The organism is Pannonibacter sp. Q-1 (genome assembly GCF_054073275.1).
In genome coordinates this window covers 163371-181810 of record NZ_JBSXNB010000009.1, presented here as the reverse complement: position 1 = coordinate 181810, position 18440 = coordinate 163371, and the positions used below count along the sequence as shown (strand labels likewise).

Genomic DNA, 18440 nt, shown 5'->3' with positions numbered 1-18440 from the left:
CCCCGTCAGGCTGAGGCCATTTGCTTCAGCCGCTGGGCCAGCCAGGAGACGCGGGCATCATGGATGCCCAGCTCTTCCAGATGGCTCGCCGTGTTCAGCACATATTCCGGATTGGCGCCGGACTGGCCCACAGCCCCATCCACCAGCTCCAGCTGACGCTCCAGCGGCAGCACGCCCGCATATTGCGGGTGCTGCCGGTCAACAAGATAGGTGAGCGCAGTGGCATTGGTGCCATCGGCGAAGCGCACCGGGCGCAGGGCTTCCAGATAGACCATGGTCGCCTGTTCGCGGGCGCGCAGGTATTCGATCGTCCCGTCCCGGTCCTGTTCCCTCACACGGAAGGCCATGCCCCGGCAGGCGCCGCCCCGGTCCAGCCCGAAAACGAGGCCAGGCCGCTCCGGCGTGCCCCGGTGCACCCAGGAATAGACGCAGAGCGAGCGGTGGGCACCGTGCAGCAGCGCCGGACGCTTCTCCTCGAACGGGAAACCGGGCTTCCAGATGAGAGAGCCGTAGCCAAAAACCCACAAATCGCCCATATCGGTCACGATACCTTGTTTTGCCTGAGCCGCGCACTTAGCAATGCGCCGGGCAAGTTTCAATGGCCGTGCTGCAAGTGGACTGCGGCACCAGAGGACAGACATGACCGAACCGACTTCCGCGCCGCGCAAATCCTCCAGCCGCAAGTTCATCTATCTCGCCGGAGCCGTGGTGCTTGTGGCCGGTGGATGGAGCGTGGCCTGGGTTGCGGCCCGCAGCTTCGTCAACAGCCAGATTGATGCCACCCTGCAGAGTGCAGCGGCCATGGGCTTCGAGATCGCCTGCAGCGAGCGCGGCCTCGGCGGCTATCCGTTCCGCTTCGAGCTGACCTGCAAGGACTTTGCCCTGCGCACGCCCGTGGGCCATTTCGTCAGTGTCGCCGAGCTGCGCGCCGTCGCGCTCGCCTATAATCCGCAGCACATGATCATCGAGGCGGACAGCCCGATGGCCTCCTTTGCGCCCGGCGACGGCCCGATCCAGGAAGGCACATGGGACAGCCTGCGCGCCAGCCTGCGTTTTAACGGCACGAGCCTGCGCCAGCTGGATGGGGTGATCGCAGCCCCTCGTTTCTTTGCGTCCGAGAACCCCGATGCAGGTGAAGTGTCTCTGGCAGGCGGAGAATTGCACCTGCGCCCCAATCCGGCACAGCCGGACGATCTGGATCTGGCCGTCAGCTTCAAGGGCCTGAAGGTGACGGCGGAGGATCAGCCCGGTGACGGCAGCTTCATCGGTCAGATTTCCGGCGGCGCACCACTGCTGTCAGGCACCGTGCCGCAAGGCCTGTTCGCCAGCACGGACGGCCAGCCGGCGCTGATCGTCAGCGCCCTGAAACTCACCACCGGCAGCACCAGCCTCAACACCACCGGTCAGATCCGGCTGGAAACCAACGGCACCCTGTCCGGCGAGCTGCCGCTGACAGCGGTGGAACCGGACGGCATCAAGGCCGTTCTTGCCCCTTTCTTCCCGTCCGATTCCGGCTTCCCGGAAGCGCTGCAGGGCGCCGTCATCAGCTTCGGCAAGGCAACGCAAGTGGATGGCAAGGCGGCGGTGGAAGCAAAGGTGCAGCTCACCAACGGCTCCGCCCGCATCGGCATCCTGCCGTTCGCGCAGATCGACCCCGTGTATTGAGGGGGAGCTTCAAGCCCCTTTGACCGCGTGAGACTCCACCGCATTCGTCATGCTATGGCTCCGCCCATGGCATCCATGCCAATGCCCGTCATCTGGCTTTTGCGCTGGCGTGCGGAAAGGGAATGGATGCCATGATCAAGTCATGGCATGACGAAAAAGAGGGCGGAGCAAGCGTGTCTGCGACCTAAACTCCAGCCAAACTCCAGCCAAACTCCGGCCAACCTCTGGCAAGGCTGCCCCGGATCTGACGTTCAGCATCCGGGGCGCTTCGCCCCAAGCTGCGTCAGGCTGACGCCAGCCGGTCGATGGCGATGATGTAGCTCTTGTGATGATCGGGCTCGGCGATCTGGTCATAGAGGGCGAGTGCAGGAGCGTTCTTGCTCGGCACGATCCAGCGCAGCTGCAGCCAGCCACGGCTCTGGCCCTCGGTGACGAGGGTCTGGATCATCTTGCGGGCAATGCCCTTCTGGCGGAACTCAGGGCGCACGTAGATGTGGTCCATCTGGCCGGAGCGCAGGCCCGTGATCAGTTCCGGCAGATCGAAGAAGACCGCAAAACCGACAAGCTGCCCGTCCACGAAGGCGCCGATCACTTCGGCGGAGCGGTCACCCAGAATGCGCTCGGCATAGAACTGGTCCGGACGGCGCGGGGCGCCGCGCTTGAGGGCCTGGGCATTTTCAGCAATCAGGGGCGCAAGGTGCAGGGCATCGTCGGGGCCAAGAGCCTTGATGTCGAGCTTGGTCAATTCGGTCTCCGCTATGGGTCGGATCATCGTTACATGCGCAACATGTCCCGAACCGGCGGGACGATCAAGCACCTGATGAGGCGGCATAACCAGCCCATGGGCGCTTGAGCCTTGCTAAAGCTGTTACAGCTGCACAATGCACGCAGATGAGGCATGCCTGTCCTTGCGCCACCTCAAGGACTATGTATTTCTGTCGCTGCAAGACCCGCCGCACCATTTCCTCAGGATGCCATGACCGACCAAGCCGCCCGCTTCCGCGCCACACTCATTGGCCTCACGGCCGTGCTCATGTGGGCCACTCTTGGCGTCTTCGGTGCCGGGTCCGGCGCGGTGCCGCCGTTCCTGCTCAACGCGCTCTGCTTCGGTCTGTCGGGCCTGCTGGCCTTTTTGTGGCTCGCCTTTCGCGGAAAACTCTCCGCCCTGCGCCAGCCGCTGAAGGTCTGGGCTTTCGGCACGGTGGGGCTGTTCGGCTTTCACTTCTTCTATTTCACCGCGATCCGCAACGCGCCGCCGGTCGATGCCAATCTCATCAACTACACCTGGCCGCTGCTGATCGTGGTGTTCTCCGCCCTGCTGCCGGGCGAAAGACTGAAGCTGCATCACATCCTGGGGACGGTGCTCGGCCTCGGCGGTGCAGCGCTGCTGGTCAGCAAGGGAGAGGGCCTCAGCCTCGATCCCGCCTTTGCCCTCGGCTATGGCGCGGCGGTCGCCTCTTCCCTGTTCTGGTCCACCTATTCGGTGCTCTCCCGCCGCCTGGGCGAGGTGCCGACGGAAGCAGTGGCCGGCTTCTGCCTGATGACGGCGCTGCTGTCGGCCATCTGCCATCTGGTGCTGGAAGACACCGTCTGGCCCTCCGGCACGGTGGAATGGGCCAGCGTCGTGGCGCTTGGCCTGCTGCCGGTCGGCCTTGCCTTCTTCACCTGGGACATTGGCGTCAAGCGCGGCGACATTCAGGTTCTGGGCGCGGCCGCCTATTCGGCCCCGCTCCTCTCGACGCTGCTGCTGATTGCCTTCGGCTTCGGCACCTTCACCTGGATCGTCGGTGCAGCCTGCATTCTGATCACCATCGGCGCCGTCATCGCGGCAAAGGACATGATCTTCAAGCGCGCTGCGGGCTGAGGAACGAGGCTGAATGACCGGGGCGCACATCCGCCCCCCGGCACCCGTCAATAGCTGCGCAGCAGCCGCTCCAGATAGTCGAGTTCCAGCCTCGGCCGGGCCGGGTCGGAGAAGCGGCGGCGCAGTTCTTCCAGAATGCGGCGCGCCCGCTGCACGTCGATCTCGTCCGGCACCTTCACCTGACTGCCAAGATCCGGCCCCTGATTGCGGCGCGGACGGCCGAGCGGGTCCGTATCCATAGGCGAACGCTGGCTCATGCCCTGCCCTTCGCCCATGCCCATCATCTGCTCGCCCAGCTGCTGGGCGCCACGGCGCAATGCGTCGAGGGCATCGCCCTGCTGGCCGACCGCCTGATCGCCCTGCCCCTGCCCGAGTGACCGCTGGGCCTGTCCCATGGCGTCGCCCGCCTCGCCCAGCCCTTCGTTCTGCGACAGGCCGTTGCGCTCCATCTGCTCCATCAGCTGCTGCAGCTGCTGGGCCAGATCGCCCTGGCCCTGCTGCAGCTGATCGAGCAGGTTGCGCAGCTGCTCTTCGGTCATCTGCTGGCCCTGCCCGCCATTCTGGCCGCCCTGCTGATCCCCTTCGCCCTGCTGCCGTTCGCCATTCTGGCCGTTCTGGCCCTGCTGCTGTTGCTGCTGGTTGAAACGGTGGGTCTGGTCCATCAGCTCCTGCTGGCGCTGGATCATCTGGCCAAGCTGGTTCAGCATCTCCATCATTTCGTTGGTGAGGCCGTCAGGCGCCATCTGCGGGCGGCCGGTCTGCAGGTTCTCCAGCATGCGCTGCATCTGGGAGAGCAGATCACGGGCTGCATCGCGCGAGCCGCTGCGTGCCAGCTCCTCGATACGCCGCAGCATCTCGTCGAGATCGCGCGTGCTCAGGCTTTGCTGATTGGGATTGAACGGCTGCATGGCCTGCGGGTTCTGGCGCAGCTGTTCGGTCAGCGCCTGCATGTATTCCTGCAAGGCCTGCCGCAGCTCCTGCGTCAGGCGGGCAATCTCCTCATCGGATGCTCCCTCTTCCAGCGCCTTGCGCAAAGCCTCCTGCGCATCGCGCAGGGCCCGCTCGGCCATGGAGAGGTCACCGTCCTCGATGGAGAGCGCCAGATCCCACAAAAGCGGCAGCAGCTCCTTCAGCTGCTCGTCGTTGCGGGCGGCCACCAGATTGCGGTAGGCGAAGGCAAGGCCCAGATGCACGCGCGGCTGCACATCAAAGGCCTCGGGCGCCAGCAGCAGCGCATCGAAAGCATCGATCACCCGCAGCTGCGAATTGGCATCCAGCGCCAGATCCCGGCGCTGCTCCACCACGGCCTTGGCCAGCGGCTTGGAAAAACGGCGCTGCGGCAGGGTGAAGGCCGCAGGGTCCGACGTGCCGGTCTGCCCCGCCTCATCGCGGGCAATCAGGGTCAGCAGCACCTCGGAACCCGCCCAGGGGTGAGACGTCAGGTCACGGATCGTCTCGCCGGGCTTGGCCGAGCCGGGTGCCTGCGGCGGAACGGAAAGGGGAAACTGCGGCGCCTCGACCAGCGGGCGCGGCTCTTCATTGGTGTCTGAGGCTTTCGGCGCGGGCTCGATCTGTGCCTCTGCGCCGGTCACCCGGTAGTCGTCCTGCGCCAGATAGCTGAGCTTCAGCGCACCGCTGAGCTGGGCTTCCGGATCATCCAGCAGGCGGATGGTCGGCGGCAGATCCGGCTGCACGTCAAACGGCCAGGTGGCAATGACGGTGCCGCCCTGTTGCAGCGCATAGGAGCCGCTTTCGGAAAGCGTCAGCCGCTGCTCTTCAACACCGGTGTTCTGGGATGCTGCGGCCTCATCCTCCTGCGCCGGAGTGACCACCTCGCCGTCCTTGTAAATGGCAAGGCCGGACGTGCCCTGCGCCCGCAGGGTCAGCACGCTGCCCGCCGGAACCTTCAGCGGCACGGAAGGATCGCGCAGGGCAGCGCTCTCCCCGGTGAGATAGATGGGCGCGCGGGCCGTGTAGAGCGGCGGCGTTACCCAGGCATCAATACGGCTGGCAACCTCCTGCAAGTCGAGCGGCGAGGTGAAGGCCGAGCCAAGCCGGTTCAGTCTTGTACCGTCCTGTGTGACCGCAAATCCGGTCACCAGCAGCATCAGGGCAACCACGCGCAGCGCATAGGGATCGCGGCGGAAGGCTTCCGGGTGGGCAAGGCCGGACCGCATGGAACGCAGGGCTTCGGCCATGCGGCGCTTGTGCATCTCCCACAGGGCCAGCGTTTCCGGGCTGGCACTGCCGGGCGGCAGGTCATCCTCGATCGCCGTGAGCGGCCGGTGGGAATGTCCGCTGACCAGTTCCACCCGGTGCAGGGCATCCTGACGGCTGGGCCAGCGCAGGCCCAGGAGCGGGCGCAGCGACCAGAAGAATGCCCCGGCCAGCGCAGCCACCAGCACAAGCCGCAGCCAGACCGGCACGACGAGCCAGGTCCCGACGAGCGAGAGACCGGCAAACAGGGCAAGAATGATGAAGGGCAGATAGAGCGCGGGCCAGAGCCGTTCCCAGAACAGCGCAACGCGGCTGCGCCAGACCACGGCCTTGAGCCGCTTGTCCACCGCCGCCCGCGTCAGATCCTGCGGCAGAGACAGTCTGTCGCTATCCGTCACGGCAATCTCCTGCCCGGATGGAAACGTGCGCTCAACTGGGTCCTGTTCCGCCAAACCGTATCTCTCCGCGTTCAGCCCTCAACCCCGCAGTATCCTAGAGTGGGGCAAAGCGGGTCTGACGGCAACCCGCCCCAGTGATCAAGGGCGATCAAATCCGCCGTGATCGTCTTGCCCGCGTCAAAGCCAGTCCGGCATCCTGTCCAGTCCCAGCAGGTCCTCATAGGACGGGCGCGGGCGGATCACGGCATATTGCGAGCCGTTCACAAGCACTTCGGGCACCAGAAGGCGGGTATTGTAGCTGGAGGATTGTGTCGCGCCGTAGGCACCGGCGGTATAAACCGCCAGCAGGTCCCCGGCCTTCACCTCCGGCAGATCACGGCCAAGAGCGAGATAGTCGCCCGTTTCGCACACCGGACCCACCACATCGGCAATGATTCGCCCGCTGTCAGCGGCCGGTTCCACCACCGGTCCAACCTCGTGCCAGGCGTCATAGAGCGTTGGCCGGATCAGATCGTTCATGGCCGCATCAACGATGACGAAGGACTTGTCCTCGCCCTTCTTCACATAGATGACGCGGGTGACCAGAATGCCGGCATTGCCCGCAATCAGGCGGCCAGGCTCGAAGATCACCTGACAGTCCAGCCGCTCCACATGTTTGCGCACGACAGCGGCATAGTCATCCGGGTGCGGCGGTGGGGTGTTGTCAAACACATAAGGCACGCCCAGACCGCCGCCGAGATCGACGTGATCAATCTCATGCCCGTCGGAACGCAGCTGCGCCACAAGCTCGCCAAGCCTTGAGAAAGCTGCGTCGAAAGGCTCCAGCTCGGTGATCTGCGAGCCGATATGCATGTCGATGCCGCTGACCTTGATGCCCGGCAGGCGCGCGGCCACCGCATAGGCCTCGCGGGCGCGCTTCCAGGGAATGCCGAACTTGTTCTCCGACTTGCCGGTGGAGATCTTGGCATGGGTGCGGGCGTCCACATCCGGATTGATGCGCAACGACACCCGCGCCGTCTTGCCCAGCGCTTGCGCCACACGCGAGAGCTGGATCAGCTCCGGCTCGGATTCCACGTTGAAACAGAAGATGCCCTGCTCAAGGCCAAAGGCATGCTCGGCTTCGGTCTTGCCGACGCCGGAGAACATGATGCGCTCCGGCGGAGTGCCTGCGGCCAGCGCCCGGCGGGCTTCGCCTTCCGAAACCACATCCATGCCTGCGCCAAGCCGGGCCAGCGTGCGCAGCACAGCGAGATTGGAATTGGCCTTCACCGCGAAGCAGACCAGGGACGGAATGCCTTGCAGCGCCTGCGCAAACACACGGTAGTGCCGCTCCAGCGTTGCCGTCGAATAGCAGTAGAACGGCGTGCCAACGGCTTCCGCCATGGCAGTCAGGCTGACATCCTCCGCATGGAGAACGCCGTTTTTCATCTCGAAATGATGCATCATGGACCCCGGAACACGGCTGCGGGCCCTTCAGGGCATCCGCCCCGGGGCAAAAGCAGATCAGGACTTCAGCGCGGTGACAGCCGTGATGGCCGAAGCCTGTGCTGTCGTCTGGCTCTGCTTGGCAGACGCGCGGACGGGCTCCAGGGAGCCGCGGCGGCCACAGGCCGAAACGGCCAGGCCAAGGCAGAGAATGCAGGTGGCAGCTGCCAGAAAGCGCCGGTTCTTCAGCATGTCGGACCTCGTTGCATGAAACGTCTCAGGTGCGATGTCGTCGCACGCCTTCCCGCGCGCGGCAAGCCCCGCGCCGGATGCAAGTGCGCGCGCCCCTCCCGCAAGAGACAGGCGCCCGCACCGGTTCCTCAGCCCTTGGCCAGCTGCTTCAGCCAGCGGCGGGCCTGCTTGCGCACATTGGCCGGAGCCGTGCCGCCGTAGCTGGTGCGGCTCTTCACCGACTTGTCGACGGTCAGCACGGAATAGATCTCGCGGGTGATGCGCGGCTCGATTTCCTGCATCACGGCCAGCGGCACCTTTTCAAGCTCAACGCTTTCGGCAACCGCATAGCCGACGATCTTGCCGGTGACGTGATGCGCATCGCGGAAGGGCATGCCGAGCACGCGCACCAGCCAGTCGGCCAGATCCGTTGCGGTGGAGTAGCCGGAGCCTGCGGCCTTCTTCAGGCGCTTCACCTGCGGCTCCATGTCCCGCACCATGCCGGTCATGGCGGCAAGCGCCAGCGACAGGGACGGCAGCGCATCGAAGGCCTGTTCCTTGTCTTCCTGCATGTCCTTGGAATAGGCGAGCGGCAGGCCCTTCATCATCACCAGCAGCGCCATCATGCCGCCGTAGATGCGGCCCGTCTTGGCGCGCACCAGTTCGGCCGCATCCGGGTTCTTCTTCTGCGGCATGATCGAGGAGCCGGTCGAGAATTTGTCCGACAGCTTGATGAAGCCGAACTGGGCCGAACACCACAGCACGATTTCCTCGGCAAAGCGCGACAGGTGCATGGAGCAGATGGACGCAGCAGAAAGCGCCTCGATGACGAAGTCGCGGTCGGACACGCCGTCGAGCGAATTGGCCATCGGCCGGTCAAAGCCAAGCGCCTTGGCCGTCGCCTCCCGGTCAATCGGGAAGGACGTGCCGGCCAGCGCCGCAGAGCCCAGCGGAGACTCGTTCATGCGCTTGCGCGCATCGGCAAAGCGGCTGCGGTCGCGGGCAAACATCTCCACATAGGCCATCATGTGATGGCCGAAGGTGACCGGCTGAGCCGACTGGAGATGGGTGAAGCCCGGCATCACGTCGGCGGCGTGGGTCTCGGCCTTTTCGGCCAGCGCCACCAGCAGCTCGGCCAGCTGGCCATCGAGCGTATCGAGCGTATCGCGCACCCACAGACGGAAATCGGTCGCCACCTGGTCATTGCGCGAACGGGCGGTGTGCAGGCGTCCGGCCGGCGCACCGATCAGCTCGGCAAGGCGCGCCTCGATGTTCATGTGAATGTCTTCAAGGGCGCGGGAAAAGGTGAACTTGCCCGTCTCGATCTCTGACAGGATCGTGTCGAGACCGTGAACGATCTTTTCTGCATCCTCGCCCGCGACAATCTGCTGCGCGGCCAGCATGCGGACATGGGCCTTGGAACCCTCTATATCCTGCCTGTATAGCTTCTGATCGAAGCCAATGGACGCGTTGATCTCTTCCATGATCGCGTCCGGGCCTTCGGCGAAACGGCCGCCCCACATGCGGTTGCTCATATGACTGCCTCTTGATAGACGCCCCGGAGAGGTGCCCTTGCCAGGTGAAGAAGACATGAAGCCGACAAGACAGACCCGCTCCGGTTACAGACGTCCGCTGGTTGCGGTCGCTGCGGCCGGTCTGCTTTCAGCCATTGCGGCGGTATACGTGATTGGCAGCCCCGGTGGCAACACAAGCGCAGGGAAAAGCTGCCAGGCCTCGCTGGCGGCAGCCTCTGCGGCCAAGCCCTTTGCCCGGGGTGATGTCGCCGCCTTCCTGCCCGCGCAGAAGCCGCTCGACCTGAGAAGCCTGAAATTCAAGGGACCGAACGGCGAGGACGTCAGCATTGCGCAATTCACCGGCAAGACGGTCCTGCTGAACCTCTGGGCCACTTGGTGCGCCCCCTGCCGCAAGGAAATGCCCGCGCTGGACCGGCTGGCGCAGGCCCGCAACGGCGATGATTTCGCGGTGGTCACGGTGAACCTCGACCGGGGCGGTCCTGAAAAGCCCAAGGCCTTCCTTGACGAAATCGGCGTTGCCTCGCTCACCTATTATTCGGATGCGTCGAACGCGGTGTTCCAGGACCTGCGCAGCAAGGCCCGCGCCACCGGCCTGCCGACAACGATCCTCGCCGGACCCGACGGCTGCGAGATCGGCACCATGTACGGCCCGGCTGAATGGGACCATGAGGACGCGCTGCAGCTGATTGATGCGGCACGCGCAAAGGCGCCAGGGCAGACTACGGGCCAGAGTACGGGCCAGACGGCAGGATAAACGGCAGGTGGGTGGTTGCGGAAACAGCCCTCAAAAAGACAAAGCCCCGCCGGAGCGGGGCCATGGATCTGCTGATGAGGCCGTCCACCGTCAGGCGGTGATGTCCACCGCATTGCCGAGACCGGGAATCTTGCGGCTTTCGCGCTGCTCTTCCTGGCGGGACGTCTCCTGCACGGTCTCGCGGCGCTCTTCCGTCTGACGTTCTGCGGCCTGACGCTCAACCCGGGCTGTTTCCTGCGCAGCCCTGGCGGAATAATCAGGACGCACGCCCGACGCAGCGAGGTCAGCCGATGCAGTTCCGGAAATTGCAACCATAACTCAAGCCCTTTCCAGTTGATGCCTGCGCCAGCCGGAGCCCGGAGAATGCCGGGATCAGACCGTCACATCGACGCGGTTGCCCATGCCAAGGACGGCACGGCGCGCGATGCGATCAGCATCATCACTCAATTGCTCTGCGCGGTTCGCCTTCCTGTCCGCTTCGCGGTTCACCGCTTCGGCCAGCATGGCGCTGCGCCGGGCGTTGAATTCCTCGAACCGTTCAGTGCGGCGTTCCGAGAGGTTTTTCTCCTCTCTCAGCGCAGAGGCTGGAACACCGCGGTAGCTTTCGATCTCCGCCATGTGAACCTCCATCGTGAGCATCGGCCGGCGAACGGCCAGATAGCTGGAATGCCACGAAGGATAAGATAGGCCATGGAGCCAAAGCAAACATTACAACGAATCAGGCAAATTATCTAAAATTTTATTAAAATGTCAAATTACGCTAGGTTAGACTAGAAATAGCTCAATAAAATCAACCGCCCCGAATTCATCAGTTAACTATTAATTAACCATAGACTCAAGGTGCCAAAATATTACGAAAGCCCTACCCTGAATTTCGTCAGATGATTTTATCAGAGGAAAACTTGGTAAACGGCCGCAAGGCTGCAGCCTGCACCGGGCTTGGCCCGTGCTCGCACCAGCGGAATGAAGCGAATCTGAAGGTGGTCAGACGGTAACGTCCACGAAACCGCCGGTCCCTGCGGCAAGCGGTGCAGACCCTGAACCGGAAGAGGCCACCTGATCCAGCATGGCAACAACGGCCTGATCCGGCTGCATCGACATCTTCAGCATTTTGGCCTGAAGCTGCTGCTGGGTCTGGGCCTGTGTTGCCCCGACAAGCGCGGCTGCGATGGATGCGCTGCTCATGGATCTGCCTCTCTTCGAGACCAGCAGTGTCGCCGCAGAAAGTTAATGTGGCGTTAATAGTTTTCAGGAGTTTTCCCGCCACAGCGCCTTGCGCTGCAGCTTTCCGGAAGGCGTGCGCGGCAGATCCGGAACAAGACGGTAGACCTTGGGCCGCTTGTATTCCGCCAGCCGCTCCGCCGCGAAGGCAGCGACAGCATCTACGTCCAGCGCTGCGCCCTCCCGCGGCACAAGAAAGGCCGTAACAAGGCTGATACCATTGGCGGCCGGCACCGCCGTCACAGCCACATCCGCCACGTCCGGATGGCTGGCAATGACGCGCTCCACCTCTTCCGGCGCAACGCGGTAGCCGAAGGCATTCATCACATCGTCGGCCCGGCCCTCATACCAGAGATAGCCATCCGCATCCTGACGGGCACGGTCGCCGGTCAGGAACCAGCTGCCGCGCATCACCTCCGCCGTATCCTGCGGCCGCTGCCAATAGCCCAGCATCAGGCCCGGATCATCACGCGAGACGGCCAAAAGACCCGTTTCGCCAAGGGGCAGCGGCGTATCGCCGCCCTCCTCCGGCAGAATGGCGATGGAGCGTCCGGCCTGCGGCTTGCCGGGACTGCCAGGGCGCGTGGGCACCTGCGGACCGCTGGAGACATAGGTGGAAATCTCGCTCATGCCCAGCGCCTCATAGAGCGGCCGGCCGCTGCGGCGGGTCCACTCCTCATGCAGGGCTGCGGGCAAAGCCTCGCCGGCCGTCAGCCCATGGCGCAGGCGCGGGAAGCGGCGGGGTTCAACATCGCCGTATTTCAGAATGCGCCGGTAAAGGCTCGGCACCGCTGCAAACAGCGTGGCGCCCGTGGCTTCCAGCAGATCCGGCCAGACATGCGGATCGCGCGGACCATCATAGACAATGCTGGTGGCGCCATTGGCCCAGGGGTCCATCAGGCCAACGCCGAGGGTGTAGGTCCAGTTGAAGGCGCCTGCATGCAGCAGCCGGTCCTGCGCGGAGATCCCGTACCAGCCCTGATCCATGGGCCTGCGGCCAGAAGCGGCGCGCTGTGCGTGCAGCACGCCCTTGGGGCGGCCACTGGTGCCGGAGGTGTAGACGATGAAGGCCGGATCGTCCGGCTGCGTGTCCGCAAATGCGCCCTGCGGCGCGCCTTTAAGCGCGGCGATGCCTTCCGGCCCGATGAAGCGCACCCCATCACGCGGCTGCGGCAGCAGCGTTGCCCCGTCGTGAATGACGGCAACAGCCCCGCTGTCGGCCAGCAGCATGTCGCATTCCGGCCCGGTCAGCAGCGCGGAGCTGGGCACCGGCACGAAACCGGCGGCAATGGCACCAAAGAAGAAAAGCGGAAAATCGCTGGAATGGCCGATGCGCAGGAGGATGCGGTCGCCCCGCATCAAGCCTTCGCCCGCAAGTCCGCCTGCAACAGACAGCACGCTTGCGGTGAGATCGCCGTAGGTCCAGCGTTCCAGCAGCGCCCCGCCCGGCCCCACCACCTCCAGCGCCACCGCGCCCGGATCGGGCGCAGCGCGGGTGAGACAGTAGCGGGCGAGGTTCATGCCGCCGTCAGCGGGTCGGAACCGGGGTTTCGCCGCGATAGTCGTAGAAGCCGCGGCGCGTCTTGCGGCCAAGCCAGCCGGCCTCGACATATTTCACCAGCAGCGGGCACGGGCGGTACTTGCTGTCGGCCAGACCCTCATAGAGCACCTGCATGATGGACAGGCAGGTGTCGAGGCCGATGAAGTCCGCCAGCTGCAGCGGGCCCATCGGATGGTTGGCGCCAAGGCGCATGGCCGTGTCGATGGATTCCACCGAGCCGACACCCTCATAGAGCGTGTAGATGGCTTCGTTGATCATCGGCAGCAGGATGCGGTTGACCATGAAGGCCGGGAAATCCTCGGCCACGGCCGTGGTCTTGCCCAGACGCGCGACGAAAGCCTTGGCGGCCTCGAAGGTCTCGTCTTCGGTGGCAATGCCGCGCACCAGCTCCACCAGCTCCATGATCGGAACCGGATTCATGAAGTGGATGCCGATGAAGCGCTCCGGCCGGTCGGTCGAGGCGGCAAGGCGGGTGATCGAGATGGACGAGGTGTTGGTCGCCAGCATCGCTTCGGGCTTCAGCACCGGGCAGAGCTGGGAGAAGATCTTGCGCTTGACCTGCTCGTTCTCGATGGCGGACTCAATCACCAGGTCCACATCGGCCAGCATGTCCAGGTTTTCCGCACCATGCAGCCGGTCGAGAGCTGCGGAGCGGTCTTCCTCGGAAATCTGGCCCTTGGACACCTGACGGGCCATGTTGCCGTTGATCGACGCCAGACCGGATTCGATCCGGTCGCGGGACAGGTCGTTCAGATAGACCTGATATCCGGCCACGGCGCAGACATGGGCAATTCCGCTGCCCATCTGGCCCGAACCGATCACACCGACTTTCTTGATCTCGACCACCATCGTCTCATCCGATCCTGTTGCAGGCCGTGCGGTACATGCACGCAAACCGCGCTATTCTTTACAAGGTTCACCGCATCGGGCAAGGACCACGGCCATAAAACCGGATCATACCTTCTGCCTGAACCTTCAAAAACAGTTCAGGCTGCCGGGATGTCCGCAGCAGCCTGAACCTCTTGATGTGCCATCAGGCCTTTTCGAGTTCCGCCTTCAGCTGGGGCAGGATTTCGAAAAGATCGCCGACAAGGCCGTAGTCCGCCACCTGGAAGATCGGGGCCTCCTCGTCCTTGTTGATGGCGACGATGACCTTGGAGTCCTTCATGCCGGCCAGATGCTGGATGGCGCCGGAGATACCGCAGGCGATGTAGAGCTGCGGGGCAACCACCTTGCCGGTCTGGCCAACCTGCCAGTCGTTCGGGGCATAGCCTGCATCGACCGCGGCGCGCGAGGCACCGACAGCCGCGCCCAGCGCATCCGCCACCGGCATGATGACTTCCTGGAACTTCTCCGAAGAGCCCAGCGCACGGCCCCCCGAGATGATGATCTTGGCCGAAGCCAGTTCCGGACGGTCGGAGCGGGACAGCTCCTCGCCGGCGAAGCTGGAGAGGCCGCCGTCCGCAGGAGCTGCCACGTCCTCAATGGCCGCCGAACCGCCCTCGCCTGCAGCGGCGAAGGAGGCGGTGCGCACGGTGATCACCTTCTTGGCATCGCCCGACTTGACGGTCTGGATGGCGTTGCCGGCATAGATCGGACGCTCGAAGGTCTCGCCGTCGATGACGGCGGTCACGTCCGAGATCTGCATCACGTCGAGCAGGGCTGCAACGCGCGGCAGGATGTTCTTGCCGCTGGCGGTGGAGGCGGCAACGATGGCGTCATAGCCACCGGCCAGCGAAACGATCAGGTCGGCCACCGGCTCGGCCAGCTGATGAGCGACGGCGCCGCCTTCAGCCACCAGAACCTTGGCAACGCCGGCAAGCTTGGCAGCAGCCTCGGCGGCAGAGCGGGCGCCCTCACCGGCCACCAGCACATGCACATCACCGCCGAGCTTCACTGCAGCGGTCAGGGCCTTGCCGGTTGCATCGTTCAGAGCGCCATTGGCGTGTTCGGCCACAAGAAGTGTCGTCATGGGTGTTTATCCTCCTGTGACGGGTCCTCAGAGGACGCCGGCCTCGTTCTTCAGCTTGGACACAAGCTCGGACACCGAGCCAACCTTCACGCCCGCCTGGCGGGATGCCGGCTCGACCGTCTTCAGCACGGTCAGGCGCGGAGCAACGTCAACACCGAAGTCTTCCGGGGTCTTTTCGTCGATCGGCTTCTTCTTCGCCTTCATGATGTTCGGCAGCGACGCATAGCGCGGCTCGTTGAGGCGCAGGTCCGTGGTGACGATGGCCGGAAGCTTCAGCGACACGGTCTGCAGGCCGCCGTCCACTTCGCGGGTCACATCCACGCTGCCGTCACCGACGCTGACCTTGGAAGCAAAGGTGCCCTGGCCCCAGCCGAGCAGCGCCGCCAGCATCTGGCCGGTCTGGTTGCAGTCGTCGTCGATGGCCTGCTTGCCGAGGATCACGAGACCCGGCTCTTCGGCTTCCACGACCTTCTTGAGGATCTTGGCAACAGCCAGCGGCTCCACCGTGGCATCGGTCTTCACCAGAATGCCGCGGTCGGCGCCCATGGCCAGCGCGGTGCGCAGGGTTTCGGTCGCCTGAGCCGGCCCGATGGACACCACAACGACTTCCGTTGCCTTGCCCGCTTCCTTGAGGCGCAGGGCCTCTTCAACGGAAATCTCGTCGAAGGGGTTCATCGACATCTTCACATTGGCCAGCTCGACGCCGGAACCATCCGGTTTCACGCGAACCTTGACGTTGTAGTCGATCACCCGCTTTACGGGCACAAGGATTTTCATGGGTCTTATCCTCCCGCTTCGGCGGCTTTTTTGCCGCACTGCGTCAACAGGTCGAGCCGGCTTAACATCCCGCGAAGAAAATGGCGGGTTTCAGCCAATACTTGCATTCGGCGCGCGACGGTAAACACCCGGACGCCGGGTGTCAACGATGGCGCTACGGAAGGTCCGCCCAGTTCTTGCTGCAACGCAAAGGCTTGGGCAAACCTCATCGGCGTCCGGCCTCCATATCCCGGTCGAACAATCTCACGCCCGGACGGCGCATCACCAGCACAAGAACGGCACCGGCCATAATGCCTCCGGCATGGGCCACCCAGGCGACCTGGCTCTTCTGGAACAGGAAGAGGCTGGCGATCTGCACGATGATCCATCCGCCCAGCAGCCACAGGGCCGGCAGGCGCAAGGGGATGCGCCCCATGAACAGCACCCAGACCCGCACCCGTGGATGCAGCATGAGATAGGCCGAAACAATGCCCGACACCGCACCGGATGCGCCGATCAGCGGCACATCCGAAGCCGGATCCAGCAGCGCGAAGGCAAGCCCGCCTGCCGCCGCGCACAGGAGATAGAAGGCAAGGAACTTCACATGCCCCATGGCGTCTTCAACGTTGTCGCCGAAGACCCAGAGAAACAGCATGTTCCCCGCCAGATGCATGATGTCGGCATGCAGGAAGGCATAGCTGACGAGCGACACCTTGGCGGGCAGGGCGATCAACTCCGGCGCCAGATCCTTCGTGTCGAAGAACACGGACGGGATCAGCCCGTAGGAATAGGCGCTGGCAATGGCCGCATCGCCAAAGCCCCCGCCCTGAATGAGCAGATAGACCAGCACATTGGCGAGGATCAGCGACCACGTGACCACAGGCTTCAGCACGTGGCGCAAGGGGTTATGGTCGTAGAGGGGAAAGAACATCCGGCTCTGCCTGATCCTGTTTTCTCTTATGCCAGGTCTTGAGATGCTGACGCATCAAGCCCTGAATTGCTCAAACGCCGCACGGGCTTGGAGCCTATTCCGATGAGTCCAGCTCATCGGAATAGGGTCTTACCGGTTCTTGCCGGGCACCCAGAGCACGTCGCCTGCGCCCTTGTCATTCAGATACCGGGACGCGACAAAAAAGAAGTCGGACAAACGGTTCATATAGCGCGTGGCCGCCGGGTTGATTCGCTCCTCCGCCGCCAGATGCACCATCAGCCGTTCGGCCCGGCGCGAGACGGTACGGGCCAGATGCAGATAGGTGGCCGCCGGCGTGCCCCCCGGCAGCACGAAGGAGCGCAGCGGCTTCAGATCTGCATTCAGGAGGTCAATGGCATTTTCCAGTGCGGTCACCTGCCCATCGGTGATCCGCAGGGGCTCATAGCCCAGATCCTTGTCCGTTTCCGGCGTCGCCAGATCGGCGCCGAGGTCGAACAGATCGTTCTGGATACGGCCGAGAATGGCATCCACCTCAGCATCCGCACCCGCAAGCGCGAGACGGACGAGGCCAACCACCGAATTGGTTTCATCCACCGTGCCATAGGCTTCGATGCGCAGATCATACTTGGGCCGCCGTTCGCCCGAGCCCAGCGCCGTCGTGCCGTCATCACCGGTCTTCGTGTAGATCTTGTTCAGAACAACCATGCTGCAATGCCTCCCGGGCGCTCATGTCTTGATGCGGCTCTCAGGCGCGCGTCAGGGCTTGGGCCCCAGAAAATAGAGCGCTGCCATGATGATGACGATAGCGAGAAACTGCAGGCCGACGCGCCAGCGCATCAGCTGTTGCGAGCGGTTGGACGAACCGCCGCGCATCATGTTCCAGAGCCCGAGCAGCAGCACAACTGCCACCGCTCCAACGGCCACGGGAACGAGATAATAAAAGAAACTGCCCATTTCCTGTACCCCTCAGGCGGCAGGATGCCCGCCGCCGCTGTGCCCCGTTTACGCAGACCTGCGCAAGGGGGATGATCTCACTCTTCCCCGTCAGCCGCCTTCATCAGCACCCTGTCGAGGGCGCGCGTAGTCAGGAACCGGCGGGCGATGTTCATCCAGATGGTGGGCTTGGTCACCCGGTAGCGCGCCCTGGGCCGGCTCGCCTCGATGGCATGCACCAGCTTCTCAACCACGGCCTCCGGCGGAAGTTTCCAGGGGCCGGGCTCGCCGTTTTCCATCCGCTTCAGCCGCCGCTCATAGGTGGCCCGGTGGGGCGAGGCCATCATGCCTTCCTTGCCGATCCAGTGATGGAAGTTTGCCAGCGCATTTTCGGTAAAGCGCGTGTCAATCGGCCCCGGCTCGATCAGGCTGACATGGATGCCCGTGCCGTGCAGCTCCTGCCGCAGCGTGTCGGAATAGGCTTCAAGCGCGAACTTGGATGCCGTATAGGCGCCCCGGTATTTCATGGCGATGAAGCCAAGGATGGACGAGCATTGCACAATGCGCCCTGCTCCCTGGCCGCGCATCACCGGGATGACCTGCCGCGTCAGATCGTGCCAGCCGAAGAAATTCGCCTGAAACAGCGCCCGCAAGGCCTCGACGGGGAGATCCTCCACCGCGCAGGGCACGGCATAGGCGCCGTTGTTGAACAGCGCATCGAGCCGCCCGCCGGTTTTCGCCAGCACGCTGTCCAGCCCCGCATGAATGGTTTCGGGCCGCTCATAATCAATGAGCACTGCCTCAAAGCCTTGTGCGGCCAGGGCTTCCACGTCCTCCGGCTTGCGCGCGGCCGGAAACACCCGCCAGTTGCGCCCCCGCAGCAGCCGGGCAGAGGCCGCGCCAATGCCGCTGGAGCAGCCCGTGATCAGGATGGTGCGCGGGCCAGCTTCGGCACCGGCAGACACTGTTGCCGTCAT

General features: G+C 64.2%; 20 protein-coding genes. 3 read left to right on the top strand and 17 right to left on the bottom strand.

The annotated features are described in order from the left end of the window. Window positions 1–5 precede the first annotated feature (5 nt). Window positions 6–536 (bottom strand): gamma-glutamylcyclotransferase, encoded by a 531-nt coding sequence (locus ACVNHC_RS21965; protein ID WP_050474074.1) that lies wholly within the window; start codon window positions 534–536, stop codon window positions 6–8. A gap of 103 nt (window positions 537–639) precedes the next feature. Here ACVNHC_RS21965 and ACVNHC_RS21960 point away from each other — a divergent pair, with 103 nt between their 5' ends. Beyond that, window positions 640–1665, top strand: coding sequence for a DUF2125 domain-containing protein (locus ACVNHC_RS21960; RefSeq protein WP_457169467.1), 1026 nt, complete (start codon window positions 640–642; stop codon window positions 1663–1665). Window positions 1666–1948: 283 nt separating this feature from the next. On the opposite strand, the gene ACVNHC_RS21955 is transcribed toward ACVNHC_RS21960, so the two are convergent. Then, window positions 1949–2437 carry a GNAT family N-acetyltransferase gene (locus tag ACVNHC_RS21955; RefSeq protein ID WP_050474145.1) on the bottom strand — a complete coding sequence of 163 codons (489 nt, stop codon included), beginning with the start codon at window positions 2435–2437 and terminating at the stop codon, window positions 1949–1951. Window positions 2438–2641: 204 nt separating this feature from the next. Between ACVNHC_RS21955 and yddG the strand changes: the two genes are divergently transcribed. Further along, a complete protein-coding gene (yddG, locus tag ACVNHC_RS21950; RefSeq protein ID WP_457169465.1) occupies window positions 2642–3529 on the top strand; it encodes an aromatic amino acid exporter YddG in 888 nt (295 codons plus the stop codon). A gap of 47 nt (window positions 3530–3576) precedes the next feature. On the opposite strand, the gene ACVNHC_RS21945 is transcribed toward yddG, so the two are convergent. From ACVNHC_RS21945 to argH, 4 genes are all read right to left on the bottom strand, one after another. Beyond that, entirely contained in the window at window positions 3577–6144 is a 2568-nt protein-coding gene (locus ACVNHC_RS21945; protein ID WP_457169463.1) for a TIGR02302 family protein, read from the bottom strand. Between the two features lie 177 nt (window positions 6145–6321). Then, a complete protein-coding gene (gene lysA, locus ACVNHC_RS21940; protein ID WP_050474144.1) occupies window positions 6322–7587 on the bottom strand; it encodes a diaminopimelate decarboxylase in 1266 nt (421 codons plus the stop codon). 60 nt (window positions 7588–7647) lie between these two features. Then, a complete protein-coding gene (locus tag ACVNHC_RS21935; RefSeq protein ID WP_157757102.1) occupies window positions 7648–7821 on the bottom strand; it encodes a hypothetical protein in 174 nt (57 codons plus the stop codon). 128 nt (window positions 7822–7949) lie between these two features. Further along, window positions 7950–9335 carry an argininosuccinate lyase gene (gene argH / locus ACVNHC_RS21930; RefSeq protein ID WP_019964357.1) on the bottom strand — a complete coding sequence of 462 codons (1386 nt, stop codon included), beginning with the start codon at window positions 9333–9335 and terminating at the stop codon, window positions 7950–7952. A 55-nt stretch (window positions 9336–9390) separates the two neighbouring features. Here argH and tlpA point away from each other — a divergent pair, with 55 nt between their 5' ends. Then, entirely contained in the window at window positions 9391–10089 is a 699-nt protein-coding gene (tlpA, locus tag ACVNHC_RS21925; protein ID WP_186391370.1) for a thiol:disulfide interchange protein TlpA, read from the top strand. A gap of 90 nt (window positions 10090–10179) precedes the next feature. Here tlpA and ACVNHC_RS21920 read toward each other — a convergent pair whose 3' ends face one another. The 11 genes from ACVNHC_RS21920 to ACVNHC_RS21870 all read right to left on the bottom strand — a co-directional run bounded on the left by ACVNHC_RS21920 (window position 10180) and on the right by ACVNHC_RS21870 (window position 18440). Beyond that, the gene (locus ACVNHC_RS21920) at window positions 10180–10404 is read right to left on the bottom strand and encodes a hypothetical protein (protein WP_050474069.1); all 225 of its coding nucleotides are present in this window, start codon (window positions 10402–10404) and stop codon (window positions 10180–10182) included. Window positions 10405–10461: 57 nt separating this feature from the next. After that, a complete protein-coding gene (locus ACVNHC_RS21915) occupies window positions 10462–10707 on the bottom strand; it encodes a hypothetical protein (RefSeq protein WP_152967571.1) in 246 nt (81 codons plus the stop codon). A 366-nt stretch (window positions 10708–11073) separates the two neighbouring features. Continuing rightward, on the bottom strand, window positions 11074–11274 hold the full coding sequence (locus tag ACVNHC_RS21910; protein ID WP_457169460.1) for a hypothetical protein: 201 nt from the start codon (window positions 11272–11274) through the stop codon (window positions 11074–11076). A 63-nt stretch (window positions 11275–11337) separates the two neighbouring features. Next, window positions 11338–12831, bottom strand: coding sequence for a class I adenylate-forming enzyme family protein (locus tag ACVNHC_RS21905; protein WP_050474066.1), 1494 nt, complete (start codon window positions 12829–12831; stop codon window positions 11338–11340). Between the two features lie 7 nt (window positions 12832–12838). Further along, window positions 12839–13720: a 3-hydroxybutyryl-CoA dehydrogenase gene (locus tag ACVNHC_RS21900; protein WP_050474065.1), complete on the bottom strand. Its 882-nt coding sequence runs from the start codon at window positions 13718–13720 to the stop codon at window positions 12839–12841. A gap of 184 nt (window positions 13721–13904) precedes the next feature. Continuing rightward, on the bottom strand, window positions 13905–14843 hold the full coding sequence (locus ACVNHC_RS21895; RefSeq protein ID WP_019964350.1) for an electron transfer flavoprotein subunit alpha/FixB family protein: 939 nt from the start codon (window positions 14841–14843) through the stop codon (window positions 13905–13907). A 27-nt stretch (window positions 14844–14870) separates the two neighbouring features. Continuing rightward, window positions 14871–15620, bottom strand: coding sequence for an electron transfer flavoprotein subunit beta/FixA family protein (locus tag ACVNHC_RS21890; RefSeq protein ID WP_026355674.1), 750 nt, complete (start codon window positions 15618–15620; stop codon window positions 14871–14873). Between the two features lie 205 nt (window positions 15621–15825). Next, the gene (locus tag ACVNHC_RS21885; RefSeq protein ID WP_457169457.1) at window positions 15826–16530 is read right to left on the bottom strand and encodes a rhomboid family intramembrane serine protease; all 705 of its coding nucleotides are present in this window, start codon (window positions 16528–16530) and stop codon (window positions 15826–15828) included. 129 nt (window positions 16531–16659) lie between these two features. Further along, window positions 16660–17235: a cob(I)yrinic acid a,c-diamide adenosyltransferase gene (locus tag ACVNHC_RS21880; protein WP_058898446.1), complete on the bottom strand. Its 576-nt coding sequence runs from the start codon at window positions 17233–17235 to the stop codon at window positions 16660–16662. Window positions 17236–17286: 51 nt separating this feature from the next. After that, window positions 17287–17484, bottom strand: coding sequence for a twin transmembrane helix small protein (locus ACVNHC_RS21875; RefSeq protein WP_019964346.1), 198 nt, complete (start codon window positions 17482–17484; stop codon window positions 17287–17289). Window positions 17485–17561: 77 nt separating this feature from the next. Continuing rightward, window positions 17562–18440 carry an SDR family oxidoreductase gene (locus tag ACVNHC_RS21870; RefSeq protein ID WP_457169455.1) on the bottom strand — a complete coding sequence of 293 codons (879 nt, stop codon included), beginning with the start codon at window positions 18438–18440 and terminating at the stop codon, window positions 17562–17564.

Excerpts from the sequence above, each read along its gene's own strand:
- argH (WP_019964357.1), bottom strand. The coding sequence starts at position 9,335 with ATGAGCAACCGCATGTGGGGCGGCCGTTTCGCCGAAGGCCCGGACGCG.
- ACVNHC_RS21935 (WP_157757102.1), bottom strand. The coding sequence starts at position 7,821 with ATGCTGAAGAACCGGCGCTTTCTGGCAGCTGCCACCTGCATTCTCTGC.
- ACVNHC_RS21900 (WP_050474065.1), bottom strand. The coding sequence starts at position 13,720 with ATGGTGGTCGAGATCAAGAAAGTCGGTGTGATCGGTTCGGGCCAGATG.
- ACVNHC_RS21885 (WP_457169457.1), bottom strand. The coding sequence starts at position 16,530 with ATGTTCTTTCCCCTCTACGACCATAACCCCTTGCGCCACGTGCTGAAG.
- ACVNHC_RS21960 (WP_457169467.1), top strand. The coding sequence starts at position 640 with ATGACCGAACCGACTTCCGCGCCGCGCAAATCCTCCAGCCGCAAGTTC.
- ACVNHC_RS21955 (WP_050474145.1), bottom strand. The coding sequence starts at position 2,437 with ATGATCCGACCCATAGCGGAGACCGAATTGACCAAGCTCGACATCAAG.
- ACVNHC_RS21965 (WP_050474074.1), bottom strand. The coding sequence starts at position 536 with ATGGGCGATTTGTGGGTTTTTGGCTACGGCTCTCTCATCTGGAAGCCC.
- ACVNHC_RS21905 (WP_050474066.1), bottom strand. The coding sequence starts at position 12,831 with ATGAACCTCGCCCGCTACTGTCTCACCCGCGCTGCGCCCGATCCGGGC.
- lysA (WP_050474144.1), bottom strand. The coding sequence starts at position 7,587 with ATGCATCATTTCGAGATGAAAAACGGCGTTCTCCATGCGGAGGATGTC.
- yddG (WP_457169465.1), top strand. The coding sequence starts at position 2,642 with ATGACCGACCAAGCCGCCCGCTTCCGCGCCACACTCATTGGCCTCACG.
- ACVNHC_RS21920 (WP_050474069.1), bottom strand. The coding sequence starts at position 10,404 with ATGGTTGCAATTTCCGGAACTGCATCGGCTGACCTCGCTGCGTCGGGC.
- ACVNHC_RS21875 (WP_019964346.1), bottom strand. The coding sequence starts at position 17,484 with ATGGGCAGTTTCTTTTATTATCTCGTTCCCGTGGCCGTTGGAGCGGTG.
- tlpA (WP_186391370.1), top strand. The coding sequence starts at position 9,391 with ATGAAGCCGACAAGACAGACCCGCTCCGGTTACAGACGTCCGCTGGTT.
- ACVNHC_RS21895 (WP_019964350.1), bottom strand. The coding sequence starts at position 14,843 with ATGACGACACTTCTTGTGGCCGAACACGCCAATGGCGCTCTGAACGAT.
- ACVNHC_RS21915 (WP_152967571.1), bottom strand. The coding sequence starts at position 10,707 with ATGGCGGAGATCGAAAGCTACCGCGGTGTTCCAGCCTCTGCGCTGAGA.
- ACVNHC_RS21880 (WP_058898446.1), bottom strand. The coding sequence starts at position 17,235 with ATGGTTGTTCTGAACAAGATCTACACGAAGACCGGTGATGACGGCACG.
- ACVNHC_RS21870 (WP_457169455.1), bottom strand. The coding sequence starts at position 18,440 with ATGACGGCAACAGTGTCTGCCGGTGCCGAAGCTGGCCCGCGCACCATC.
- ACVNHC_RS21910 (WP_457169460.1), bottom strand. The coding sequence starts at position 11,274 with ATGAGCAGCGCATCCATCGCAGCCGCGCTTGTCGGGGCAACACAGGCC.
- ACVNHC_RS21890 (WP_026355674.1), bottom strand. The coding sequence starts at position 15,620 with ATGAAAATCCTTGTGCCCGTAAAGCGGGTGATCGACTACAACGTCAAG.